This is a genomic window from Variovorax sp. CCNWLW186, from assembly GCF_037203865.1.
Classification (GTDB): Bacteria; Pseudomonadota; Gammaproteobacteria; order Burkholderiales; family Burkholderiaceae_C; genus Variovorax.
On sequence record NZ_JBBCBO010000034.1, the window covers coordinates 20153 to 39854 of the forward strand.

Here is a 19702-nt window from a genome sequence, read left to right on the forward strand (position 1 = left end):
GCGGACATTTCAGGATGCGGCCGCGGCCGGTTGCACGGGCAGGGCGGCCGGAGCGGCACCGCCCTTGAACAGGCTGCGCACCACCACGAAGAAAAGAGGCACGAAGAAGATCGCGAGGACGGTGCCGGACAGCATGCCGCCGATCACGGCGGTGCCCAGCGCATGCTGCGCGCCGGCTCCGGCGCCGCTTCCCAGCACCAGCGGCAGCACGCCGAGGATGAAGGCCAGCGAGGTCATGAGAATGGGGCGCAAGCGAAGCCGCGCCGCTTCCAGTGCCGACTCGACCAGCCCCTTGCCCTGTGCGTGCAGGTCCTTCGCAAACTCGACGATCAGGATGGCGTTCTTCGATGCAAGGCCGATCGTGGTGAGCAGGCCCACCTGGAAATAGACGTCGTTCATCTTCCACGTCAGGATCGCGCCGACCAGCGCCCCCAGCACGCCGAGCGGCACCACCATGATCACGGAGAACGGAATCGCCCAGCTCTCGTAGAGCGCCGCCAGGCAGAGGAACACGATCAGGATGGACAGCGCGTACAAGAGGCCGGTCTGGCCGCTCGAGGCCTTCTCCTGGCGCGACAGGCCGGTCCATTCGTAGCCGATGCCCGCGGGCAGCTTGGCCACCGCCTCTTCGACGATGGCCAGCGCCTCGCCGCTGGAGGCACTGCCCGGCATGGCCATGCCCAGGATCTCGACTGAGGGAACCCCGTTGTAGCGCTCCAGGCGCGGCGAGCCCGAGCTCCAGCCCGCTTTGGCGAACGAGGTGAAGGGCACCATGGTTCCGGCGCTGTTGCGCACGTACCAGCGGTCGATGTCCTCGGGCAGCATGCGGTACTGCGCATCGGCCTGCAGCATCACCTTCTTCACGCGGCCTTTGTCGATGAAGTCGTTGACGTAGCTGCTGCCCCATGCGGCCGAGAAGGTGTCGTTGATGTCGGCCATCGAAAGACCCTGGGCCTGCGCCTTGTGCGGATCGATCTCGAGCCTGAATTCAGGCGTGTCCTCCATCCCGTTGGGACGCACGGCCACCAGCCGCTTGTCGTTGCCCAGCGTGGCGAGCAACTGGTTGCGTGCCTGCATCAGGGCTTCGTGCCCCAGGTTGGCACGGTCCTGCAGCATCAGGTCGAAGCCGGTCGCGTTGCCGAGCTCCGCCACGGCCGGCGGCGCAAAGGCAAACACCTTGGCATCGCGGATGGTGTTGAAGAAGGCGCCGGCCTTTGCCGCCACGCCCGTCACGCTCAGTGCTTCGCCCTTGCGCTCGTCCCAGGGCTTGAGCTTGATGAAGGCGAAACCGGTGTTCTGCCCACTGCCCGCAAAGCTGAAGCCCGCCACCGTGAAGATGCCCGAGACTGCATCCTTCTGGTCGACCAGGAAGTGCTGCTCCACCTGGCGGATGACTTCTTCCGTGCGCGCATTGGTCGCGCCCGGCGGCAGTTGCACCAGCCCGAACATCGTGCCCTGGTCCTCGTCCGGCAAAAAGCCCACCGGCAGCTTCATGAAGCCGAAAACCACCGCCGCCAGCAAGACCGCGTACAGCACCATGTAGCGCCAGCCCTTGCCCATCATGTGCCGCACGATGCCCTGGTAGCGGCCGTTTCCGCGGTCAAAGCTGCGATTGAACCAGCCGAAGAAGCCGGTGCTCGCCATGGCATGGCCCTTGGGCACCGGCTTGAGCAGCGTGGCGCACAAGGCCGGCGTGAGCACCAGCGCCACCAGCACCGACAGCGTCATCGCCGAGACGATGGTGATCGAGAACTGGCGGTAGATCACGCCCGTGGAGCCGCCGAAGAAAGCCATCGGCACGAACACCGCCGCCAGCACCAGGGCCACGCCGACCAGCGCGCCGGTGATCTGGCCCATCGACTTTCGCGTCGCCTCCTTCGGCGAGAGGCCTTCCTCCGTCATCACGCGCTCGACGTTCTCGACCACCACGATGGCATCGTCGACCAGCAGGCCGATGGCCAGCACCATCGCGAACATCGTCAGCGTGTTGATGGTGAAACCGAAGGCCGCCAGCACGCCGAAGGTGCCCAGCAGCACCACCGGCACCGCGATGGTCGGGATCAGCGTGGCGCGGAAGTTCTGGAGAAAGAGGTACATCACCAGGAACACCAGCACGATGGCTTCCACCAGCGTCTTGATCACTTCTTCGATGGAGATGCGCACGAACGGCGTGGTGTCGTAGGGCTTCTGCACCTTCATGCCCTGCGGAAAGAACTTCTCGAGTTCGGCCACGCGGGCGTCCACCGCCTTGACCGTGTCGAGCGCATTGGCGCCAGCCGCCAGCTTGATGGCCAAACCCGCGGCCGGCTTGCCGTTGTAGCGGCCGACCGTGTTGTACGACTCGCTGCCCAGCTCGATGCGGGCCACGTCGCGCAGGCGCACCTGTGCGCCATTGGTCTGCGTCCGCAGGAGGATGTCCTCGAACTCCTGCGCGGTCTTCAGGCGCGTTTGCGAGGTAATGGTCGCGTTGAGCTGCTGGCTGCCTGCCGCCGGCATGCCGCCGAGCTGGCCGGCCGACACCTGCGCGTTCTGCGCCTGGACCGCGGTCTTCACGTCCAGCGGCGTGAGACTGAAGTTGGCGAGCTTGTTCGGGTCGAGCCAGATGCGCATGGCGTACTGCGAACCGAAGAGGGTGGTGTCGCCCACGCCCTCCACACGGCTGATCGCGTCTTGCACGTTGGCGGCCACGTAGTCCGACAGGTCGGAGCCGTTCATGCTGCCGTCTTCCGAGGTGAAGGCCAGCACGTTCAGGAAGTTGGTGGCCGACTTCGTGACCGTGACGCCTTGCTGCTGTACCTCCTGCGGCAGCAGCGGCGTGGCCAGCGAGAGCTTGTTCTGCACCTGCACCTGCGCGGTGTCGGGATCGGTGCCGTTCTCGAAGGTAAGCGTGATGGTGACCGAGCCCGACGACTCGCTGGTCGAGGCCATGTAGCTCAGCCGGTCCAGCCCCTTCATCTTCTGTTCGATGATCTGGGTGACGGTGTCTTCCAGCGTCTTGGCGGAAGCGCCGGGGTAGTTGGCGGTGATTGCGACGGCGGGCGGCGCAATGCTCGGGTACTGCGCAATGGGCAGCGCGGCAATGGACATGACGCCGCCCAGCATCACGATGATGGCGAGAACCCACGCGAAGATGGGGCGGTCGATGAAGAAGCGTGCCATGGCGTTCTCTCGATCAGTTCGCCGCGCCGGCGGATGCCGACGGGGCGGCCTTCGCCGTTTCGGTGCCCGCCTTGGAGCCGGGGGTCCATTGCACCGTTTTCACCTCCACACCTGCCGCGGCGCGCTGCTGACCGTCGACCACCAGCTTGTCGCCGGCCGCGAGGCCGCTCTTCACCAGCCACTGGTCGCCAACGGCGCGTTCCGTCTCGAGCATGCGCCGCTGCAGCTTGTTCTGCGCGTCCACCACATAGGCTGTCGGCTTGCCGGTGCTGTCGCGCGACACCGCCTGCTGCGGCACCATGAGCGCCTGCTCCTTCACGCCTTCCTGCAGTACGGCGCGCACATACATGCCGGGCAGCAGGTCGGCAGCGGGGTTGGGAAACACGGCGCGCAGCGTGATGGCGCCGGTGTTCTGGTCCACCGTGACATCCGAGAACTCGAGCTTGCCTTCGATCGGATACGCACTGCCGTCTTCGAGCAGCAGCCGCACCCGTGCGGCATTGGCGCCGCTCTTTTGCAGATCGCCGCGCGCCATTGCTTGCTTGAGCTGGAGCACCGCCGCGCTGGGCTGCGTGAGGTCGACGTAGATCGGGTCGAGCTGCTGGATGGTGGCCAGTGCGGTCGACTGGCTCGCCGTGACCAGCGCGCCGGGCGTGACGCTCGACTTGCCGATGCGGCCGGAGATCGGTGCGTCGATGCGTGCATAGGCGAGGTTGATGCGGCTCGTTTCCACATTGGCCTTGGCCGCGGCAACGTCGGCCTCGCCTTGCTGCAGCGAGGCAGCCGCGTCGTCGTAGTCCTGCTGGCTCACCGCCTTGATGGCAACCAGTTCCTTGTAGCGCTCGGCCTTGAGACGCGTGGTGCCGAGGCTGGCCTGCGCCTTGGCGAGCGCGGCAACGTTGCTGTCGTAGGTGGCCTTGTACGTGGCGGGGTCGATCTGGTAGAGCGCCTCTCCGGCCTTCACGTCGCTTCCTTCGCGGAACTTGCGGGCTTTCACGATGCCGCCGACCTGCGGGCGCACGTCGGCGATGAGATAGGGCACGGTGCGCCCGGGTAGCTCCGTTGTGATGGCCACGCGCTGCGGCTGCACCGTGACGATGCCCACCTCGGGCGTGCCCGGCGCCGGCGGCGGGCCGCCCGGCGGCTTGCCGCAAGCGACCAGCAGGAAAGTGGACACGATGGCCGCGGCAAAGGTCAGGCCATAGGTGAGAGGGGGGCGCATCGCGATTCTCCTGGGGAAGGGCCGGGCGCTATGGCCGGCCGTTGGTTGAACGAACATAAATAGACAGTGCTGTACTGAAATGTATTTTGACTTCGAGGGCCTTGTCAATCAATAATGATCACCTGTGTATAGAAATAAAGAGAGACGCGATGCGAGTCAAGACGGAAGCCAAGCGCGATGCCATCGTCCAGGTGGCATCGGAAGTCTTCAGGGAACTGGGGTTCGAGGGGGCCTCGATGGTGGAAATTGCCGCGCGCGTGGGCGGTTCGAGGGCAACGCTCTACGGGTACTTCAAGTCGAAGGAGGAACTGTTCGTTGCCGTGATCCACGCCTCGGCGAAGATCCACTTCGAGCCGATCTTCACGGCGCTGGCCGAGGAGGGCGACGAAGACCTGGAGCGCGTGCTGCAGCGTTTCGGCGAGAAGGTCCTGGCCGTGATGTGTTCGCAAGAAGTCATCCAGGCGCACCGGGCCGTGATTGCCGAATCGGGCCGCAGCGACATCGGGCGGCTTTTCTATGAAGGCGGCCCCAAGAAGGGCGTTGCCGAGCTGGCGGGTTTTCTCGAGCGGCAAATGCGCAAGGGCCGCCTGCGAAATGCCGACCCCATCACGGCCGCGAACCACCTGATGGCGCTGCTGGACTCGGAAACTGTCAAGCCCAGCCTGCTTGGTATTCAGGGGCCGTTCACCCGCCGCGAACTGAGAGAGGCAACACGCCGCGCGTTGCAGGTGTTCCTGGGCGGCTATGCATCTATCGGCAAGCCTGAAGGATGAGCGTGCATCGCGGCCCGCGGGGCATATAGCCCCCCGATCGAGCAATCCGGGTCTAGCGCAACCGGTCTAGCACAAGCTGTCTACGGCGAGCTGTCTACCGCGAGCAGCGTATATGAATCTTTCGAGTGCTCCGTAGGATGCAAATCCGCTTCGATCATGTTGCTCGAAGCTCAATTTGGAGCAAGGAAGCCATCATGTCCGAAGAAATCGGTGTCAATCCCAAGCACGGCCGTGCCGGCCGTCATCCCACCAAGGCCACTCTGGATGCGCTCGCAGGGCATGGCGATCCTGGCATGTTCGGCAGGATGTTCCCGCGGCTCGCGCCGCTCTCGGTTGCCGACGACAAGTTGCGAGCCCTCGCCGATGCAATGCTCGATGCCGGTCCGGCTGGTGGCGGAAACAACCCGCGAGTGCCGGCAGGGTTCACCTACCTGGGCCAGTTCGTCGATCACGACATCACGCTGGACCTGACCTCCATCGGAGACAAGCTGGAAGACCCGACTGCGGTGGAGAATTTCAGAACGCCCGCGCTGGACCTGGACTCGATCTATGGGCGCGGTCCGGACGGCAGTCCGCACCTCTATGCCCGCGGCCCCAACAACGGACCCAGCGCGAAGCTGCTGATCGGCAAGACCACGCTCGGCTTTCAACAGAACGCGGCCGACATACCCGGTGTGTTTCCCAACGACCTGCCGCGAAGCCCCGAAGGCCAGGCGTTGATCGGCGACCACCGCAACGATGAGAACCTGCTGGTCGCGCAGACCCACCTGGCCTTCATGAAGTTCCACAACAAGGTGGTCGATCTGCTGGCGGCCTCGCCGACGGCACCTGCGCCCGCCGAGCTCTTCTTCGAGGCCCGACGCGAGGTGACCTGGCACTATCAATGGCTCGTCCTGCACGACTTCGTGGAACGGCTTACCGAAGACGGCATCGTGGCTCGCATCCTCAACGAGGGCCGCCAGTTCTACCGATTCAAGAAGACGCCCTACATGCCGGTGGAGTTCTCAGGTGCGGCCTACCGGCTCGGGCACAGCATGGTCCGGGAGGTCTACAGCCACAACAGGGTCTTCACCCCGGGCGGGCTCGCGCCCGCTTCGCTGGGACTGCTGTTCGCGTTCTCCGGCCTCTCCGGCGGCATCGTGGGTGACCTGGCGCCCGATCCGCTCACCGCGCCAACGCCGATAAGCAAGCTTGCGAGCAACTGGATCATCGACTGGCGGCGCTTCTACGATTTCGGCAACAACCCGCCAGGGGTCACGCTCAATCAGGCGCGCAGCATCGATCCTTTCATCGTGAAGGCACTGCACACCTTGCCCGGCGGTGCCAGCCTCCCGTTCCTGAACCTGAAGCGGGGCGTGATGCTCGGACTGCCCTCTGGCCAGTCGGTGGCACGGGCGATGGAAGTGACCAATCCCCTGACAAGCGCCGAGATATCGTCCGGCACGGACGGCGCCGTGGCCAAGGCACAGGGACTGCATGAGGAGACGCCCTTGTGGTACTACATCCTCAAGGAAGCGTCGGTCAGAGAGGGCGGCGAGCGATTGGGACCTGTGGGCGCGCGCATCGTGGCGGAGGTCTTCATCGGATTGGTCCACGGCGATCATGAGTCCTATCTCTGGAAGAAGGGCCCCGCCTGGACGCCAACCCTTCCTTCGCGCACGCCCGGGACTTTTACGATGGTCGACCTGCTGCAGTTCGTAGGCGATGTGAGTCCCATCGACGGCGTGACTCAAGTCTGATTGACGTCTAGGCGACCCGGCGCGCGCTGTATGAAATCCACAAAAGCCCTCAGCGGCGCGGGAAGCAAGCGGCGGCCCGGGTAGTAGAGGAAGGGGCCGGAAAACCGCGGCCACCACGGCTCGAGAATCGGTTCGAGTGCACCGCTGTCGAGGTGCGGTCGCAGCCAGTCTTCGAACAGGTAGACCACGCCGGCACCGGCTAGCGCCGCATCGACCGAGAGATCTGCCGCTGCGCCGATCCGCACGGTCAACTGCCCGGTCACGTCGATGCGCAAGGTTTCGCCGTCGCGCTCGAACTCCCACGGCGGCGTCGACCCGCTGGCGAAACGCCCGCGCAAGCAGTTGTGGCCCAGCAGGTCGCGCGGATGTTCCGGCCGGCCATGGCGGTCGAGGTAGGAGGGGGCTGCCGCCACGGCAAAGCGCTGGAAGCGCGGGCCGATCGGCACGGCGACCATGTCCTGCTCGAGCCGCTCGTCATAGCGGATGCCGGCGTCGCAACCGGCGGCCAGCACGTCGACGAAGCCGTCTTCCGCAATCACTTCGAGAGAGATGTCCGGATAGGCGGCAAGGAAGCGCGGCACGATCGATGGCAGCACGAGCCGCGAGGCGCTGATCGGCACGTTCAGCTTGAGCGTGCCCGCGGGCCGGTCGCGAAAACCGTTCACCACGTCGAGCGCCGCCTCCACCTCGGTGAGCGCGGGCCTCAGCCGCTCGAGCAGGCGTTCTCCCGCCTCCGTCGGCCGCACGCTGCGGGTTGTGCGGTGGAGCAGGCGCACGCCGAGTTGAGCTTCCAGCCGGCGCACCGCCTCGCTCAAGGCCGATGCGCTGCCACCGCTCAGGCGCGCGCCGTCGCGAAAGCCCTTGGCGCCCGCCACTGCCACGAAGGCGTTGAGATCCTCGAGATCGACTTTCATTGTTCTGAATCCTGCACAGCCCGTGCCGATTATGGCGACTTATCAAACAGAGACGGGCTGCCTAGACTGGCTTCACGACTCCATCTACCTCTTCAACCTCAGGAAAAAACATCATGTCCAGCATGCAGACCCCCAGCACCTACACCCTCGGCGACCGCACAGTCCACCGGCTCGGCTACGGCGCCATGCAGCTCGCCGGCCCCGGCGTCTTCGGCCCGCCGAAAGATCGCGAGGCGGCCCTGGCCGTGCTGCGCAACGCGGTCACTAGCGGCGTCGATCACATCGACACCAGCGACTTCTACGGCCCGCACATCACCAACCAGCTCATCCGCGAGGCACTCGCGCCCTATGCGAAGGACCTCGTCATCGTCACCAAGATTGGAGCGCGGCGCTCCGACACGGGCGCCTGGCTGCCCGCGTTTTCGCCCGAGGAGCTGACGCAGGCGGTGCACGACAACCTGCGCAATCTCGGGCTGGACGTGCTGGACGTGGTGAACCTGCGCATCATGTTCGACGTGCACGGTCCGGCCGAAGGCTCGATCGAAGCGCCGCTCGCGGCATTGGCAGAGCTTCAGCGCCAAGGCCTTGTGCGCCACATCGGCCTGAGCAACGTGACGCCGGCACAGGTCGCGGAGGGGCGCAGCATCTGCCGCGTCGCCTGCGTGCAGAACCAGTACAACCTCGTGCATCGCAACGACGATGCGCTGATCGACGACCTGGCACGCGACGGCATTCCGTACGTTCCGTTTTTTCCGCTCGGCGGCTTTACGCCGCTGCAGTCTGCAGGGCTTTCGGACGTGGCACAGCGACTTGGCGCCACGCCGATGCAGGTGGCGCTGGCGTGGCTCCTGCGGCGCTCGCCCAACATCCTGCTGATTCCAGGCACCTCGTCAGTTGGGCACCTGCGTGAAAACCTGGCCGCCGGAAAGCTGGAATTGCCGGCCGATGCGATCGAAGCGCTGGACCGCGTGGCTGCTCCGGTTGTCGGGTGAGGGGTTGTTTGGGTTTACCCCTCAGAACCACCCGAAATAGCGGGCGCCAAGCGTGAGAGGAGCTCCCAGGAACACGAACAGGCCGATGATCTTGGTCATGAAGAAGAGCGGCTCGCCTCGCTTGACGCGGCTCCATTCGCCCTTCAGTACGGCCTGGGCCGTGGCAACAAGCGACGCTTCTTCCTTCTGGCAGGCCGCGAGGTCGATGGGACTGGTGTCCATGAGCTTCTCGAGCGCATTGACGTGGCCGATCAACTTCGCATTGTTTTCTTCTGATGGGTTCAGCCGAAGGAGGATGCTCGTTTTGGCGACAGTGATCCCCACGAAGTGATCCTTTGCCGCGTCGTAAAGCTCACTCCGTGCTGGGTAGCCAACTGCCGCAGCACCCCGGATCGCGTTGGCGTGCGCAATCAGCTGCGAGATCTCGGAGCGCAGCCCGTCGATCCATGCCTGACGGAACTCCGAAGTCTTCTGGTCCTTGCTGAACACAGACCCAAGAAAGCTCATGCCTCCAGCAATGGTGGCTGCAAGGACTGCGCCGACGGCTTGGGGTGAGAACTCGATTGGCATATGGCGAGTATGTTCGTTGGTTTGCAGAATTGTGCCCGCACGGCCGATTCGCGAAAGTGGTGCTTCAGTCAATTCCTGCGCGAGGCAATGACACCGTGTACCTGCGAGGCCGGAACCGGCCGCGCGAACAGATAACCCTGCGCCTCGTCGAAGCCTTCCTGCCGGATGGTCTGCAGCTGCGCTTCGGTTTCGACACCCTCCACAGTGGTGGCGATGCCAAGGCTCGTGCCGATGCCGGCCACAGCCCGGATGATTGCGAGCGACTTCCTGTCGGGCAGGTCGGCGATGAAGCTGCGGTCCACCTTGATCTTGTCGAACGGAAAGCTGCGCAGATAGCCCAGCGATGAGTACCCGGTCCCGAAATCGTCCATCGCGATCTTCACGCCCAGTTGCCGGATCTGCTGCAGGGTGCGCAGGTTCTGGTCGTCGCTGCCGAGCAGCACCGACTCGGTGATCTCGAGCTGCAGGCGCGAAGGGGAGAGCGCCGACGCATCGAGCGCGTTCCTGATCACCTCGACCAGGTTGCCGGCGCCGAACTGGACCGGCGAGAGGTTCACCGCCACACCGATGCCATCGGGCCAGGTGGCGGCCTCGCGGCAGGCCTCGCCCAGGACCCATTCGCCAAGTTCGACGATCAGCCCAGTCTCCTCCGCAATCGGAATGAAGTCGGCCGGCGAGATCATTCCCCGGTCGGGGTGGCGCCAACGCACCAGCGCTTCGAAGCTGGTGCAGCGGTTGGAGACAAGGCTCACGAGCGCCTGGAAGTGGACCTCGAACTCCCCGTGGGCGAGCGCCTCGCGCATCGAGAGCTTCAAGGCCTGGCGCGTCTGCAGGTGGACGTCCATGCTCCTGGCGTACCTCTGGAGGCTTCTACCGCCGGCGGCCTTCGCGCGGTGGAGTGCCACGGCGGAGGCACGCTTGATCTCGTCGACGGTACTGCCGTCTTCGGGCGCCACGGCGATGCCGACGCTGGCCCCAATGCTCACCTTGTTTCCCTCCAGGTCGAAGGGCCCGAGCAGGATGCCCATGAGGCGGCGTGCGATCTCGATTGCCGCGTCGGAATGCGGCAGCCCGAAGCAGCCGATCACAAACTCGTCCGCGCCGAGTCGCGCAAGCGTGTGCTGCTCATCACCGGCGAGGCCGAGACGCAGGCGTTGCGCGACCTTCTGCAACAGGACGTCGCCCGCGGGATGGCCGTAAGCATCGTTCACGGACTTGAAACCGTCGAGGTCCAGTGTCAGCACGGCCATCAAAGTCCCGGTGCCGGCCGCATCGTTCAAGTGCCGCTCCAGCGTCTCGCGGAATGCCAAACGGTTGGGGAGGCCGGTAAGAACGTCGTGGCGGGCCATGTGGGAGACCTGGCTCTGGGCCTGGACGCGCTCCTGCTCGGCCTTGCGGCGTGCGGTGGTGTCGCGGAAGAAGATCGACAGGCCCTCCTCGGTGGGCGAGGCATGGACCTCGAGCCACACCTGCGTCGCCGGTACGAATTCCTCGAACGACACGGCCTTGTTGCCCGCGGTCGCCTGCCGGAAGTAGTCGCCGAAGAGGCTTTCCACCTCGGCGGGGAAGAGGTCCCACAGCCTTGTGTTCATGGCCTCTTCGCCGAGCTGCAGGAACCGGCGGGCGTTCTCGTTCATGTACGTGATGCGCCATGCATCGTCGACAACCAGCACGCAGTCCATCGTGTTCTCGAGAACGGCGGAGAGCCGCGTCGCCGCACGTTCGGCCTGCTGCTGCGCTACGACGGCATCGTTGCGCGCCGCCTTGGCCTCGGTGATGTCGCGCCAGATGCTCACCATCCGGATCGGCACGCCCGATGCGTCCAGCACGGGTGCACCGATGACGTCGAGCCATCGGTGCACGCCCTGTGCGTCGATGGCGTCCACCTCCAGCCTGGATGTGCCGCCGGCGCGCACCACGTCGAACATGGCGCTGAGTTTGCGAAGCCGGCCTTCGGGAAAGATTGTCTCGAGCGCCTCGCGGTTTGCGAGTTCCGAGACATCGAGCCCGATCATCCACCGCGCCGCCTTGTTCATCAAAAGCGTATTGCCCTGCAGGTCGAGCATGCTGATGCAATCGGGGCTGCTGTCGAAGATGCTCCGAATGGAGGCCTCGCTCTCGCGCAGTGCGGACTCGGCCAGGCGTCGCTCGGTGACGTCGAGTATCGAGCCGGCATAGCCGAGAAGCCCGCCGTCAGGCGCGAGCCGGGGCGCGCCTGTGTCGATGACCCAGGCCCAGCTGCCGTCGGCCCGGCGCAGCCTGTACTCGAGCTGGACCGGAACCCTCTGCGCGGTTTTCGTCTTGAACAACCCCAGCACCGAGGCGCGGTCTTCGGGATGGATGGCGCGGCTCCAGCCCGAGCCCAGCGACTCGGTTTCGGTCTGGCCCGTTACCTCGAGCCATAGCCGGCTGTGGTAGGTCGCGTCGCCCTTCTGGTCTGTGAGCCACATCATCACGGGCACGCTGTCGGCGATGAGACGGAAGAGCGACTCGCTCTCGCGCAGCGCTTCGATCGCGATTCGATGCTGATGAACGTCCTCGAGCAGCCCGTACCAGCGCACGATGGCATGGTTCTCGTCGCGACGGGGGGCGGCCCGAGCCCTGAACCATCGATACCTTCCGTCTGCAGCGCTCAGCACCCTGTATTCGGCATCGAAGGGAACGCCTCGGGCCACCGAGTCGATCCATTGCGTTCTGACGCGTTCGAGATCGTCGGCGTGCAAGGCGCATTCCCAGCCCGAGCCCAGCGTCTTCTCGATGGAATTGCCGGTGAGCGTCGGCCAGCCCGGTCCAACCTCGGTGATTGCGCCGGTCGCATCGGCGGTCCAGGTGATCTGCGGGTGCAGTTCGACGAACGAGCGGTAGTGCGCTTCGCTGGCCCGCAGCACTCGCTCGGCCGTGCGCAGTTCGGTCACGTCGGAGATCACGACCACGAGCAGCTTGCCGCCGGAATCCGCGAGATCGACCGCTTGCTTGAGCGTGACCAGGGTCCTGGTCGATCCGTCCTCCGTGGTGATTTCTTCTTCGAAACTGCGGCTTTCTCCGCTCGCGAGAATCTGGAGATCGACCGCCCTGATTCGATCGGCCTCCATGCGCGGAAGGAAATCCCGGTCCGTCTTTCCGCGTGCGCGATCGAGCGACACGTTGAGCAGCTCGCAGGCCCGCCGATTGAGATGCACAAACCGCGAGGCCTCGTCCTTGACGATGACCGCTTGCCCGACCGCATCGAGGATCGCGGCCACCGGAACCCACGGATCCGGCAGATCGCCAGGCTGCTGTACTGCACGGGGCTGACCCATGTCGATGTCTCCTGTCTGGATGCTCACAGGCTTGCCATCGTAGCCCGTAGCGCGCGTCAGCCAAAGGTGCGAACTGAACGAGCGTTCGACCTACATCTCACCGCGGGCCTTCAACTTTCGGCTTAGTTGCCGATAACCAGATGTGGCCGGCCCTGGGACCCCAGCGCCCGGAGTCCCGCTCCCGACCGGACAGGCCCCTCATTTGCGAAAGAAAGAGTTCCATGCACTTGCGAGATATGAAAATCGGCGTCCGCCTCAGCGGAGGCTTTGCCGCCATCTTGTTGCTGATGATGCTGGTTTCCGGCGTCGCCCTGATCCGGCTGAATGCCGTGGCTCATTCGGCCCGCGTGATGGTCGACGAAGCGCTGGTCAAGGAGCGCGTTGCAAACCGGTGGGCCAACCTGCTCGGCCCGAGCATCGTTCACTCCTTCGGCATGGCCAAGGCCACCGACAGCGCGAATGAAGCCTATTTCAAGAAGAACCTGACCGAGGGGGTGGCGTCGATCAACCCGGTCCAGGAGGAGATGGGCAAGCTGCTCACCTCGCCGGAAGAGAAGAAGTCGTTCGACGAGGTGGTCGAGGCGCGCAAGAAGGTGTTGGCCCACCTGGCGACGATCAACAAGCTCAAGGCAGCCGGCGACAGCGAAGCGGCCGGCAAGCTGGCCGACACCGAATACCAGGCGGCGCTTCAGGTCTACGGCAAGGCCGTGCAGCAAATCGCAGAAAACCAGCGCGTGCAGATCGACGCGAAAGCCCGCGAAATCCAGCAGATTCATCGCAGCAGCCGCTGGGTCGTGATCTGCCTGTCCGCCGTTGCACTGCTGGCGGGTGCCTTGTGCGCGTGGCGGCTTACCGTGGGAATCGTGCGCCCGATGCGCGATGCGCTCGGACTGGCAGAGCGGGTGGCGGCAGGTGACCTGACGACCCGGATCGTCTCCAGCACGCGCGACGAGGTCGGCCAGTTGCTGGCGGCACTCAAGTCGATGAACGACAACCTTTCGAAGGTGGTCGGCGAGGTGCGCCAAGGCACCGACACGATTGCCACCGCGTCGGGCCAGATCGCGTCCGGCAACCAGGACTTGTCGTCGCGCACCGAGCAGCAGGCAAGTTCACTCCAGCAAACCGCCGCCTCCATGGAAGAGTTGACCTCTACCGTCAAGCAGAACGCGGACAACGCCCGCCAGGCCAACCAGCTCGCGGCCTCGGCGTCTGAAGTGGCGGTGCGCGGCGGCAGCGTCGTGAACGAGGTGGTCGACACGATGGGATCGATTAACTCATCCTCGCGCAAGATCGTGGACATCATCGCGGTGATCGATGGCATCGCGTTCCAGACCAACATCCTGGCGCTGAACGCCGCAGTGGAGGCGGCTCGCGCCGGCGAGCAGGGCAGGGGCTTCGCGGTGGTGGCGGCAGAGGTGCGCAACCTGGCGCAGCGTTCGGCCGCGGCGGCCAAGGAAGTCAAGGGCTTGATCGACGACTCCGTCGGCAAGGTCGAGGCCGGCAGCCAGAAGGTGGCAGAAGCGGGCCAGACGATGGATGAAATCGTCGCGAGCGTGCGCCGGGTGACCGACATCATGGGCGAGATCGCCGCCGCCAGCCAGGAGCAGACGACCGGCATCGAGCAGATCAACCAGGCCATCACACAAATGGACCAGGTCACCCAGCAGAACGCCGCCCTTGTGGAAGAAGCCGCGGCCGCAGCCGCCTCGCTGCAGGACCAGGCGGGCAACCTGTCTCAGTTGGTGGGTGTCTTCAGGTTGGACGAGGGGCGGCGAGAACTGGCGCCCGCCTGAGCTCCAGTTCTTTACAAACAACAATAACTGTATCTATTAACAGAAAGTGTTGCTTCTTGTATCCTTCGCGGCGATTTTGACTAGTGATAGCCGCAATGAACAGTTCTTTTCTCAGCCGCTGGAATGAAGCGCTGCAGGCATGGGTCGCCGTGCCTGAAATTTCCCGTGTCCATGGCAAGGCGAGAAGCGTGGCGCCGGGCCAACCCCTTGCCGCTGCTTCAGCCCCGGCACGCCGACGGTTTCGCTGGAGCGCCGTGATGAGCGTGGTCGCCGCGCTGGGCGCGGCGCCTGCCACGGCGCAAAACCTGTTGATCGGCACCGCGGGCGAGGCGGGGACGGCTGTCGGCATTGGCGGCAGCGGAGGCGCGGGTGGCATCGGCGGCGGCGGCGGCGGGGGCAGCGGAGGAGGCGGCGCCGGCGGCGGAGGGGGCGGGTACGGCGCCGGCGGCGGTGCGGCGGGCTTTGTGTACGGCTCCAACAGCGGCGGGGCCGGTGGCGCGGCCGCGGACGGAGCCGGCGCCAACGCCGGGTCTGATTCGGCCGGCCTGGGCGGCGCCGGAAACAACGGCGGCAGCGCGGGCGCCGATGGTGTGCAGGGCCCGACAGGTCCGTTCGACGCGAAGGTCGGCGGGAGCGCAGCCACTGGCGTGGCCACAGGCGCCCTGGACGGCGGCGTAAGCCGCGCAAGTTTCACGGCCGACGCCACGGTGAACGGTGCTCTCGGCATAGGCGGCGGAGGTGGCGGCGGCGGCGGCGCGAGCGGCACGGCCGCTGGTAGCGCCGGCACCAGCGGCGGCGCGGGTGAACTCACGATCGCAGCCGGGACCACCACCGTGACCGGTGCCGTCCTGGTGGGCGGATCGGGCGGTGGCGCAGGCGGTGGCAGCGGCAATGCCGCGGGCGGTAGCGGGGGCGCGGGCGGCGATGGCCGGCTGAACCTGAACGGCGGCACCCTGGTGGCGGGCAGCATCGTCGTGGGCGGCAGTGCCGGCGGGAACGGCTCTGCCGGCGCCGCGCCGGGCGGGCAGGGCGGGGCAGGCACGCTGACGTTCAGCGCTGGCGGCCTCAGCGTGGCCGGCGGCGTCACGGTGCGCGGCAGCGGGCTCGTCGAGTTCCAGCCGGCCGCAGGCAAGCAGCTTTCGGCCGGCTTCACCATCTCGGGCGAAGGCCGGGTCCTGCAATCGGGCGGCGGGACGACCGTGATGACCGGCGACAACACCTACACCGGCGGCACGACCATCAGCGCCGGGACGCTGCAGATCGGTGCGGGCGGCACCAGCGGCAGCATCGTGGGCAATGTCGTCAACGACGGCACGCTGGTGTTCAACCGTTCCGACGCATCGAGCTTCGGCGGAGTCATCAGCGGCAGCGGCAGCCTGCGCCAGGCCGGCAGCGGTACGCTCGAACTCACGGGCGTCAACACCTATGCGGGAGGCACCGCAATCAGCGGCGGCACTCTGCGCGTGGCCGGCGACGGCGCACTGGGCATTGCGACGGGTACGCTGAGCCTGAGTGGCGGCGGCATGCTCCAAAGCACGGGCGCCTTCACGAGCGTGCGCGACGTGACGCTCGAGGGCGCCGGGAGCATCGCCAGCGCGGGTGACCTGACCATGAGCGGCATCTTCACCGGCAGCGGGTCGCTCGCTGTGCAGGCGGGTGCGAGCGCCATCACGCTCACCAACGCGGCCAATGATTTCGGCGGCATCGTGAGCCTGGGCGGCGGCACCACGCAAATCAACGACAGCAACGCGCTCACGCTGGGCACGCTGGCCACCGGTGACCTCACCGTCACCAGCCACGGAAACCTCAACCTCGGACAGGGTTCCGCATCGTCCATCGATGCCCGCAGCAACGGCGGCCAGGTCGCGCAGTCGGGTGCGCTTTCCGTACTTGGCGCTTTTTCCGTGGACGCCGGGGCGGGCGATGTCGTACTCGACCGGGCGGACAACGACTTCAGGGGTGCCGTGTCGCTGCGCGGGTCGAGCATCTCCGTGGCCTCGAGCGGCGATCTCTCCGTGTCCACACTGGCCAATGGCACGCACGGGGCGGTCAGCCTCGTGGCCGGCGGCGTGCTGAGTCTTCCCGGAACAGCCATCGACACAGGTTCGGCCGGGCTTGCACTCGCGTCGAACGGCGGAGCGCTCGATGTTGCGAGCAGCCTTCGCGGCGGCAACGTTTCGCTGGCCGGGCGCGACGGCATCTCCCTGGCGGCCGATGTGAGCGCGGCGAATGTCCTGAACGTCTCGAGCAAGGCCAGCGTGTTGCAGACAGCGGGCGTTGTGACGGCGTCCACGCTGACCGGCAGCGTGGACGGCGACGCGACGCTGGGCGGTTCCAACCTGATCGGCGCCGTTGGCAACTTCAGCGTGGGCGGGGCGCTCAGCCTGCGCAACCAGCAGGGCCTGGCGGTCACGGGCAATGTCGCGGCCGGAAGCGTTGCGCTCGACGTGGCGCAAGGCGTGGTGGTCACCGGCTCCCTCGAAGCGACGGGCAAGGGCGCGTCGATTTCCCTCGCGGGCGGCACGCGCTTGCAGGTCGGCGATGGCGCCGCAAACGGCGTGCTGACGGGCAATGTCCACAACGAGGGCACGCTCGCGTTCAACCGTTCCGACGTCGTGAGCTTTGCGGGCGCGATCGACGGCAAGGGCGCGCTGGTGCAGCAGGGCACTGGCACGCTGGTGCTCACCGGTGCCAACAGCTACAGCGGGGGCACGGTGGTGAAGGCGGGCGTGCTGCAGGGCACGACCGACAGCCTCCAGGGCGACATCGCCAACGACGCGACGGTCACCTTCGACCAAGGCGCGGCCGGCAGCAAGGGCACCTACGCCGGCACCATGGCGGGCACCGGCAGCCTGCGCAAGATCGGGGATGGCGAACTCGAACTTGCGGCGGTCAACACCTACAGCGGCGGCACGCGAATCGACGGCGGCACGCTCTCCGCAAGCGTGACCGGTGCGCTGGGCAGCGGGCCGGTGTCGGTGGCAAGTGGCGCGGCGCTGCTCTTTCGCGGCGCGGCCGACATGGGGAGCGTGACGCTTGCCACCCAGGCCGGCGGCATGATCGATTTCACCGACAGCGTGACGGCGCCGAACGCCACCATCGTCAACCACGCGGGTGGCACCGTTCGGCTGAGCCAGCTCACGGCGAACGGAACGTCCATCGGCGCCATTTCGGGTCCGGGGGAGGTGCTGCTGGGTTCGAAGACGCTGACCACCGGAACACTCGACACCGACGCCGAGATCTCGGGCGTGGTCTCCGGCGTTGGCGGTTCGCTGGTGAAAAGAGGCGTCGGCACTCTCACCCTGTCGGGCGCCAACACCTACACGGGCGGCACGGCGCTGCACCAGGGCCGCCTGAACGTCGGCCACAACCAGGCGCTGGGCACCGGCGTGCTCGCGATGGACGACGACACCACGCTCGGCTTTGCGGCCGACGGCCTCTCCATTGCCAACCCCATTCTGCTGACCGGCAACAACGACCCGGTCATCGACACCGGCGCTTTCTCCGGCACCCTGGCGGGTGCCATCACGGGCGGCGGCTTCATCACCAAGGAGGGCACCGGCACGCTCACGCTGTCCGGCGCCAACACCTACACGGGCGCGACACAGGTGGCCCGGGGCACATTGAGAGCAGGTGCACCGAACACGCTGAGCGCGGTGTCGGCGCACAGCGTTGCGGCCGGCGCAACGCTGGATCTCGCCGGCTTCGACCAGGCCGTCGCGTCGCTCGCCAACAGCGGCACGATATCGCTGGCCGGCGGAACCCCCGGCGCCGTGCTGACGGTCACCGGCGGCTACGTTGGCCACAACGGTGTGCTGCGGCTTGGCACCGCGCTGAGCGCAGATGGCCCCTCCGACCGGCTGGTGCTCGACGGCGGTGCGGCCAGCGGCCGTACGCAGGTGCAGATCGTCGGTGTGGGCGGGCTCGGCGCGCTCACGAGCGGCAATGGCATCGAGGTGATCAGCGCCCGCAACGGCGCCACCACGACGGCCCAGACCACCAAGGATGCCTTCTCGCTGGCCGGCGGCCACGTCGATGCGGGCGCCTATGAATACCGCCTGTATGCGGCCGATGCCAACGGCGCCGGCGAAAACTGGTTTCTGCGTTCGAGCATCGCTTCTCCCGCGGGGCCCGGTGCGCCGGGCGTGCCTGCGACCGTGACCACCTATCGCGCGGAGGCATCGCTCTACGCCGCCCTGGCGGGCCAGCTGCGCCAGGGCAATCTTGCAATGCTCGGCGACCTGCGCAAGCGTGTGGGCGACGACGAAGGCGCGGAGGCCGACGCGACGACGCCGGACCATTCTCTTGGCCGCCGTGCCTGGGCGCGCGTGCTTTCCACCGACCTCGACATCCGGCAGGGCGGGGTGGTGTCGCCGACCAGCAAGGGCCGCCTCACAGGCTTTCAGGCCGGCACGGACCTGCTCTCGATGCGCCGCTGGCGTGCCGGAATCTACGTCGGCCAGTTGGACGGCGACGCGCGCGTGAACGGCTTTGCGAGCGGCATACCGGGCCTTGCAGTGGGCCGCAACGACCTGCGCAGCCAGTACGTGGGCGCCTATGGCACCTACACAGGCGAGAGCGGCTTCTACGCCGATGCGGTGGTGCAGTCGGGCCGGCACCGCTACACAGCCGAGCCGCTGCCGGGCGGCGGGGCGGGCGGCAAAGGCAACAGCCTGGTGGGGTCGGTCGAGGTGGGGCGGTCCTTCCCGGTGGGCGCCGGCGGCTGGCGCATCGAGCCGCAACTGCAGCTCGTTCATCAGCACATGGATCTGAGCAACGCGGCCATCACCGGCGCGGCGGTGCAGCCGCAGGCCGACAGCGGATGGCTGGCCCGAGCGGGCGTGCGAGTGAAGGGCGAGATCGGCACCGGTCTCGGCACCTTGCAGCCTTACGGCCGGTTCAACGTCTACAAGGCTCCCAGCGGCGCGGATGTTGCGCGTTTCGTCAATGGTGCGAGCCGGACCGATATCGCGGCACCGACCGGCGGCACCAGCTCCGAACTCGCAGGCGGCTTCACACTGGCGCTGGGCTCATCGACCACGCTCTACGGCGAGTTGGGCAAGCTCTGGGCCTCGGGCGGAAATGCCAAGGTGAAGAGCTCGGTCAATGGATCGGTCGGCGTACGGGTGAAGTGGTAGCGAAGGCCCTGCGCGAGAAACGCCAGTCAGATACCCCGGGTCCGGATCTTCATGCTCGAGCGACGCAGCGCAAACACGCCCTCGAAGGTCCGGCACCACACGA

General features: G+C 66.5%; 10 protein-coding genes and 1 pseudogene. 6 read left to right on the forward strand and 5 right to left on the reverse strand.

Going from position 1 to position 19702, the window contains the following annotated elements:
* Positions 1 to 9: 9 nt before the first annotated feature.
* On the reverse strand, positions 10 to 3159 hold the full coding sequence (locus V9K97_RS25975; RefSeq protein ID WP_337313202.1) for an efflux RND transporter permease subunit: 3150 nt from the start codon (positions 3157 to 3159) through the stop codon (positions 10 to 12).
* Between the two features lie 13 nt (positions 3160 to 3172).
* Entirely contained in the window at positions 3173 to 4381 is a 1209-nt protein-coding gene (locus V9K97_RS25980) for an efflux RND transporter periplasmic adaptor subunit (protein WP_337321643.1), read from the reverse strand.
* Between the two features lie 149 nt (positions 4382 to 4530).
* Here V9K97_RS25980 and V9K97_RS25985 point away from each other — a divergent pair, with 149 nt between their 5' ends.
* Together V9K97_RS25985 and V9K97_RS25990 are read left to right on the forward strand one after the other, a co-directional pair.
* Entirely contained in the window at positions 4531 to 5154 is a 624-nt protein-coding gene (locus V9K97_RS25985) for a TetR/AcrR family transcriptional regulator (protein WP_258506260.1), read from the forward strand.
* A 194-nt stretch (positions 5155 to 5348) separates the two neighbouring features.
* Positions 5349 to 6893 (forward strand): peroxidase family protein, encoded by a 1545-nt coding sequence (locus tag V9K97_RS25990; RefSeq protein WP_337321645.1) that lies wholly within the window; start codon positions 5349 to 5351, stop codon positions 6891 to 6893.
* Here V9K97_RS25990 and V9K97_RS25995 read toward each other — a convergent pair.
* Positions 6884 to 7807 (reverse strand): LysR family transcriptional regulator, encoded by a 924-nt coding sequence (locus tag V9K97_RS25995; protein ID WP_337321647.1) that lies wholly within the window; start codon positions 7805 to 7807, stop codon positions 6884 to 6886. The two genes, V9K97_RS25990 and V9K97_RS25995, sit on opposite strands and share 10 nt — an antisense overlap.
* Before the next feature lie 113 nt (positions 7808 to 7920).
* Between V9K97_RS25995 and V9K97_RS26000 the strand changes: the two genes are divergently transcribed.
* On the forward strand, positions 7921 to 8799 hold the full coding sequence (locus V9K97_RS26000) for an aldo/keto reductase family oxidoreductase (RefSeq protein WP_258506257.1): 879 nt from the start codon (positions 7921 to 7923) through the stop codon (positions 8797 to 8799).
* Positions 8800 to 8820: 21 nt separating this feature from the next.
* On the opposite strand, the gene V9K97_RS26005 is transcribed toward V9K97_RS26000, so the two are convergent.
* Entirely contained in the window at positions 8821 to 9369 is a 549-nt protein-coding gene (locus V9K97_RS26005; RefSeq protein WP_337321649.1) for a hypothetical protein, read from the reverse strand.
* 68 nt (positions 9370 to 9437) lie between these two features.
* A complete protein-coding gene (locus tag V9K97_RS26010; RefSeq protein ID WP_337321651.1) occupies positions 9438 to 12668 on the reverse strand; it encodes a sensor domain-containing protein in 3231 nt (1076 codons plus the stop codon).
* A gap of 140 nt (positions 12669 to 12808) precedes the next feature.
* Between V9K97_RS26010 and V9K97_RS26015 the strand changes: the two genes are divergently transcribed.
* The 3 genes and pseudogenes from V9K97_RS26015 (at position 12809) to V9K97_RS26020 (ending at position 19599) form a co-directional block, all read left to right on the forward strand.
* Complete coding sequence (locus V9K97_RS26015) at positions 12809 to 14461, forward strand: methyl-accepting chemotaxis protein (protein ID WP_337321653.1); 1653 nt, start codon at positions 12809 to 12811, stop codon at positions 14459 to 14461.
* A 95-nt stretch (positions 14462 to 14556) separates the two neighbouring features.
* A pseudogene (locus V9K97_RS27320) lies at positions 14557 to 14673 on the forward strand (ESPR-type extended signal peptide-containing protein); the annotation flags it as partial.
* Positions 14674 to 14718: 45 nt separating this feature from the next.
* Complete coding sequence (locus V9K97_RS26020) at positions 14719 to 19599, forward strand: autotransporter outer membrane beta-barrel domain-containing protein (RefSeq protein ID WP_337321655.1); 4881 nt, start codon at positions 14719 to 14721, stop codon at positions 19597 to 19599.
* The last annotated feature ends 103 nt before the right edge of the window (positions 19600 to 19702 follow it).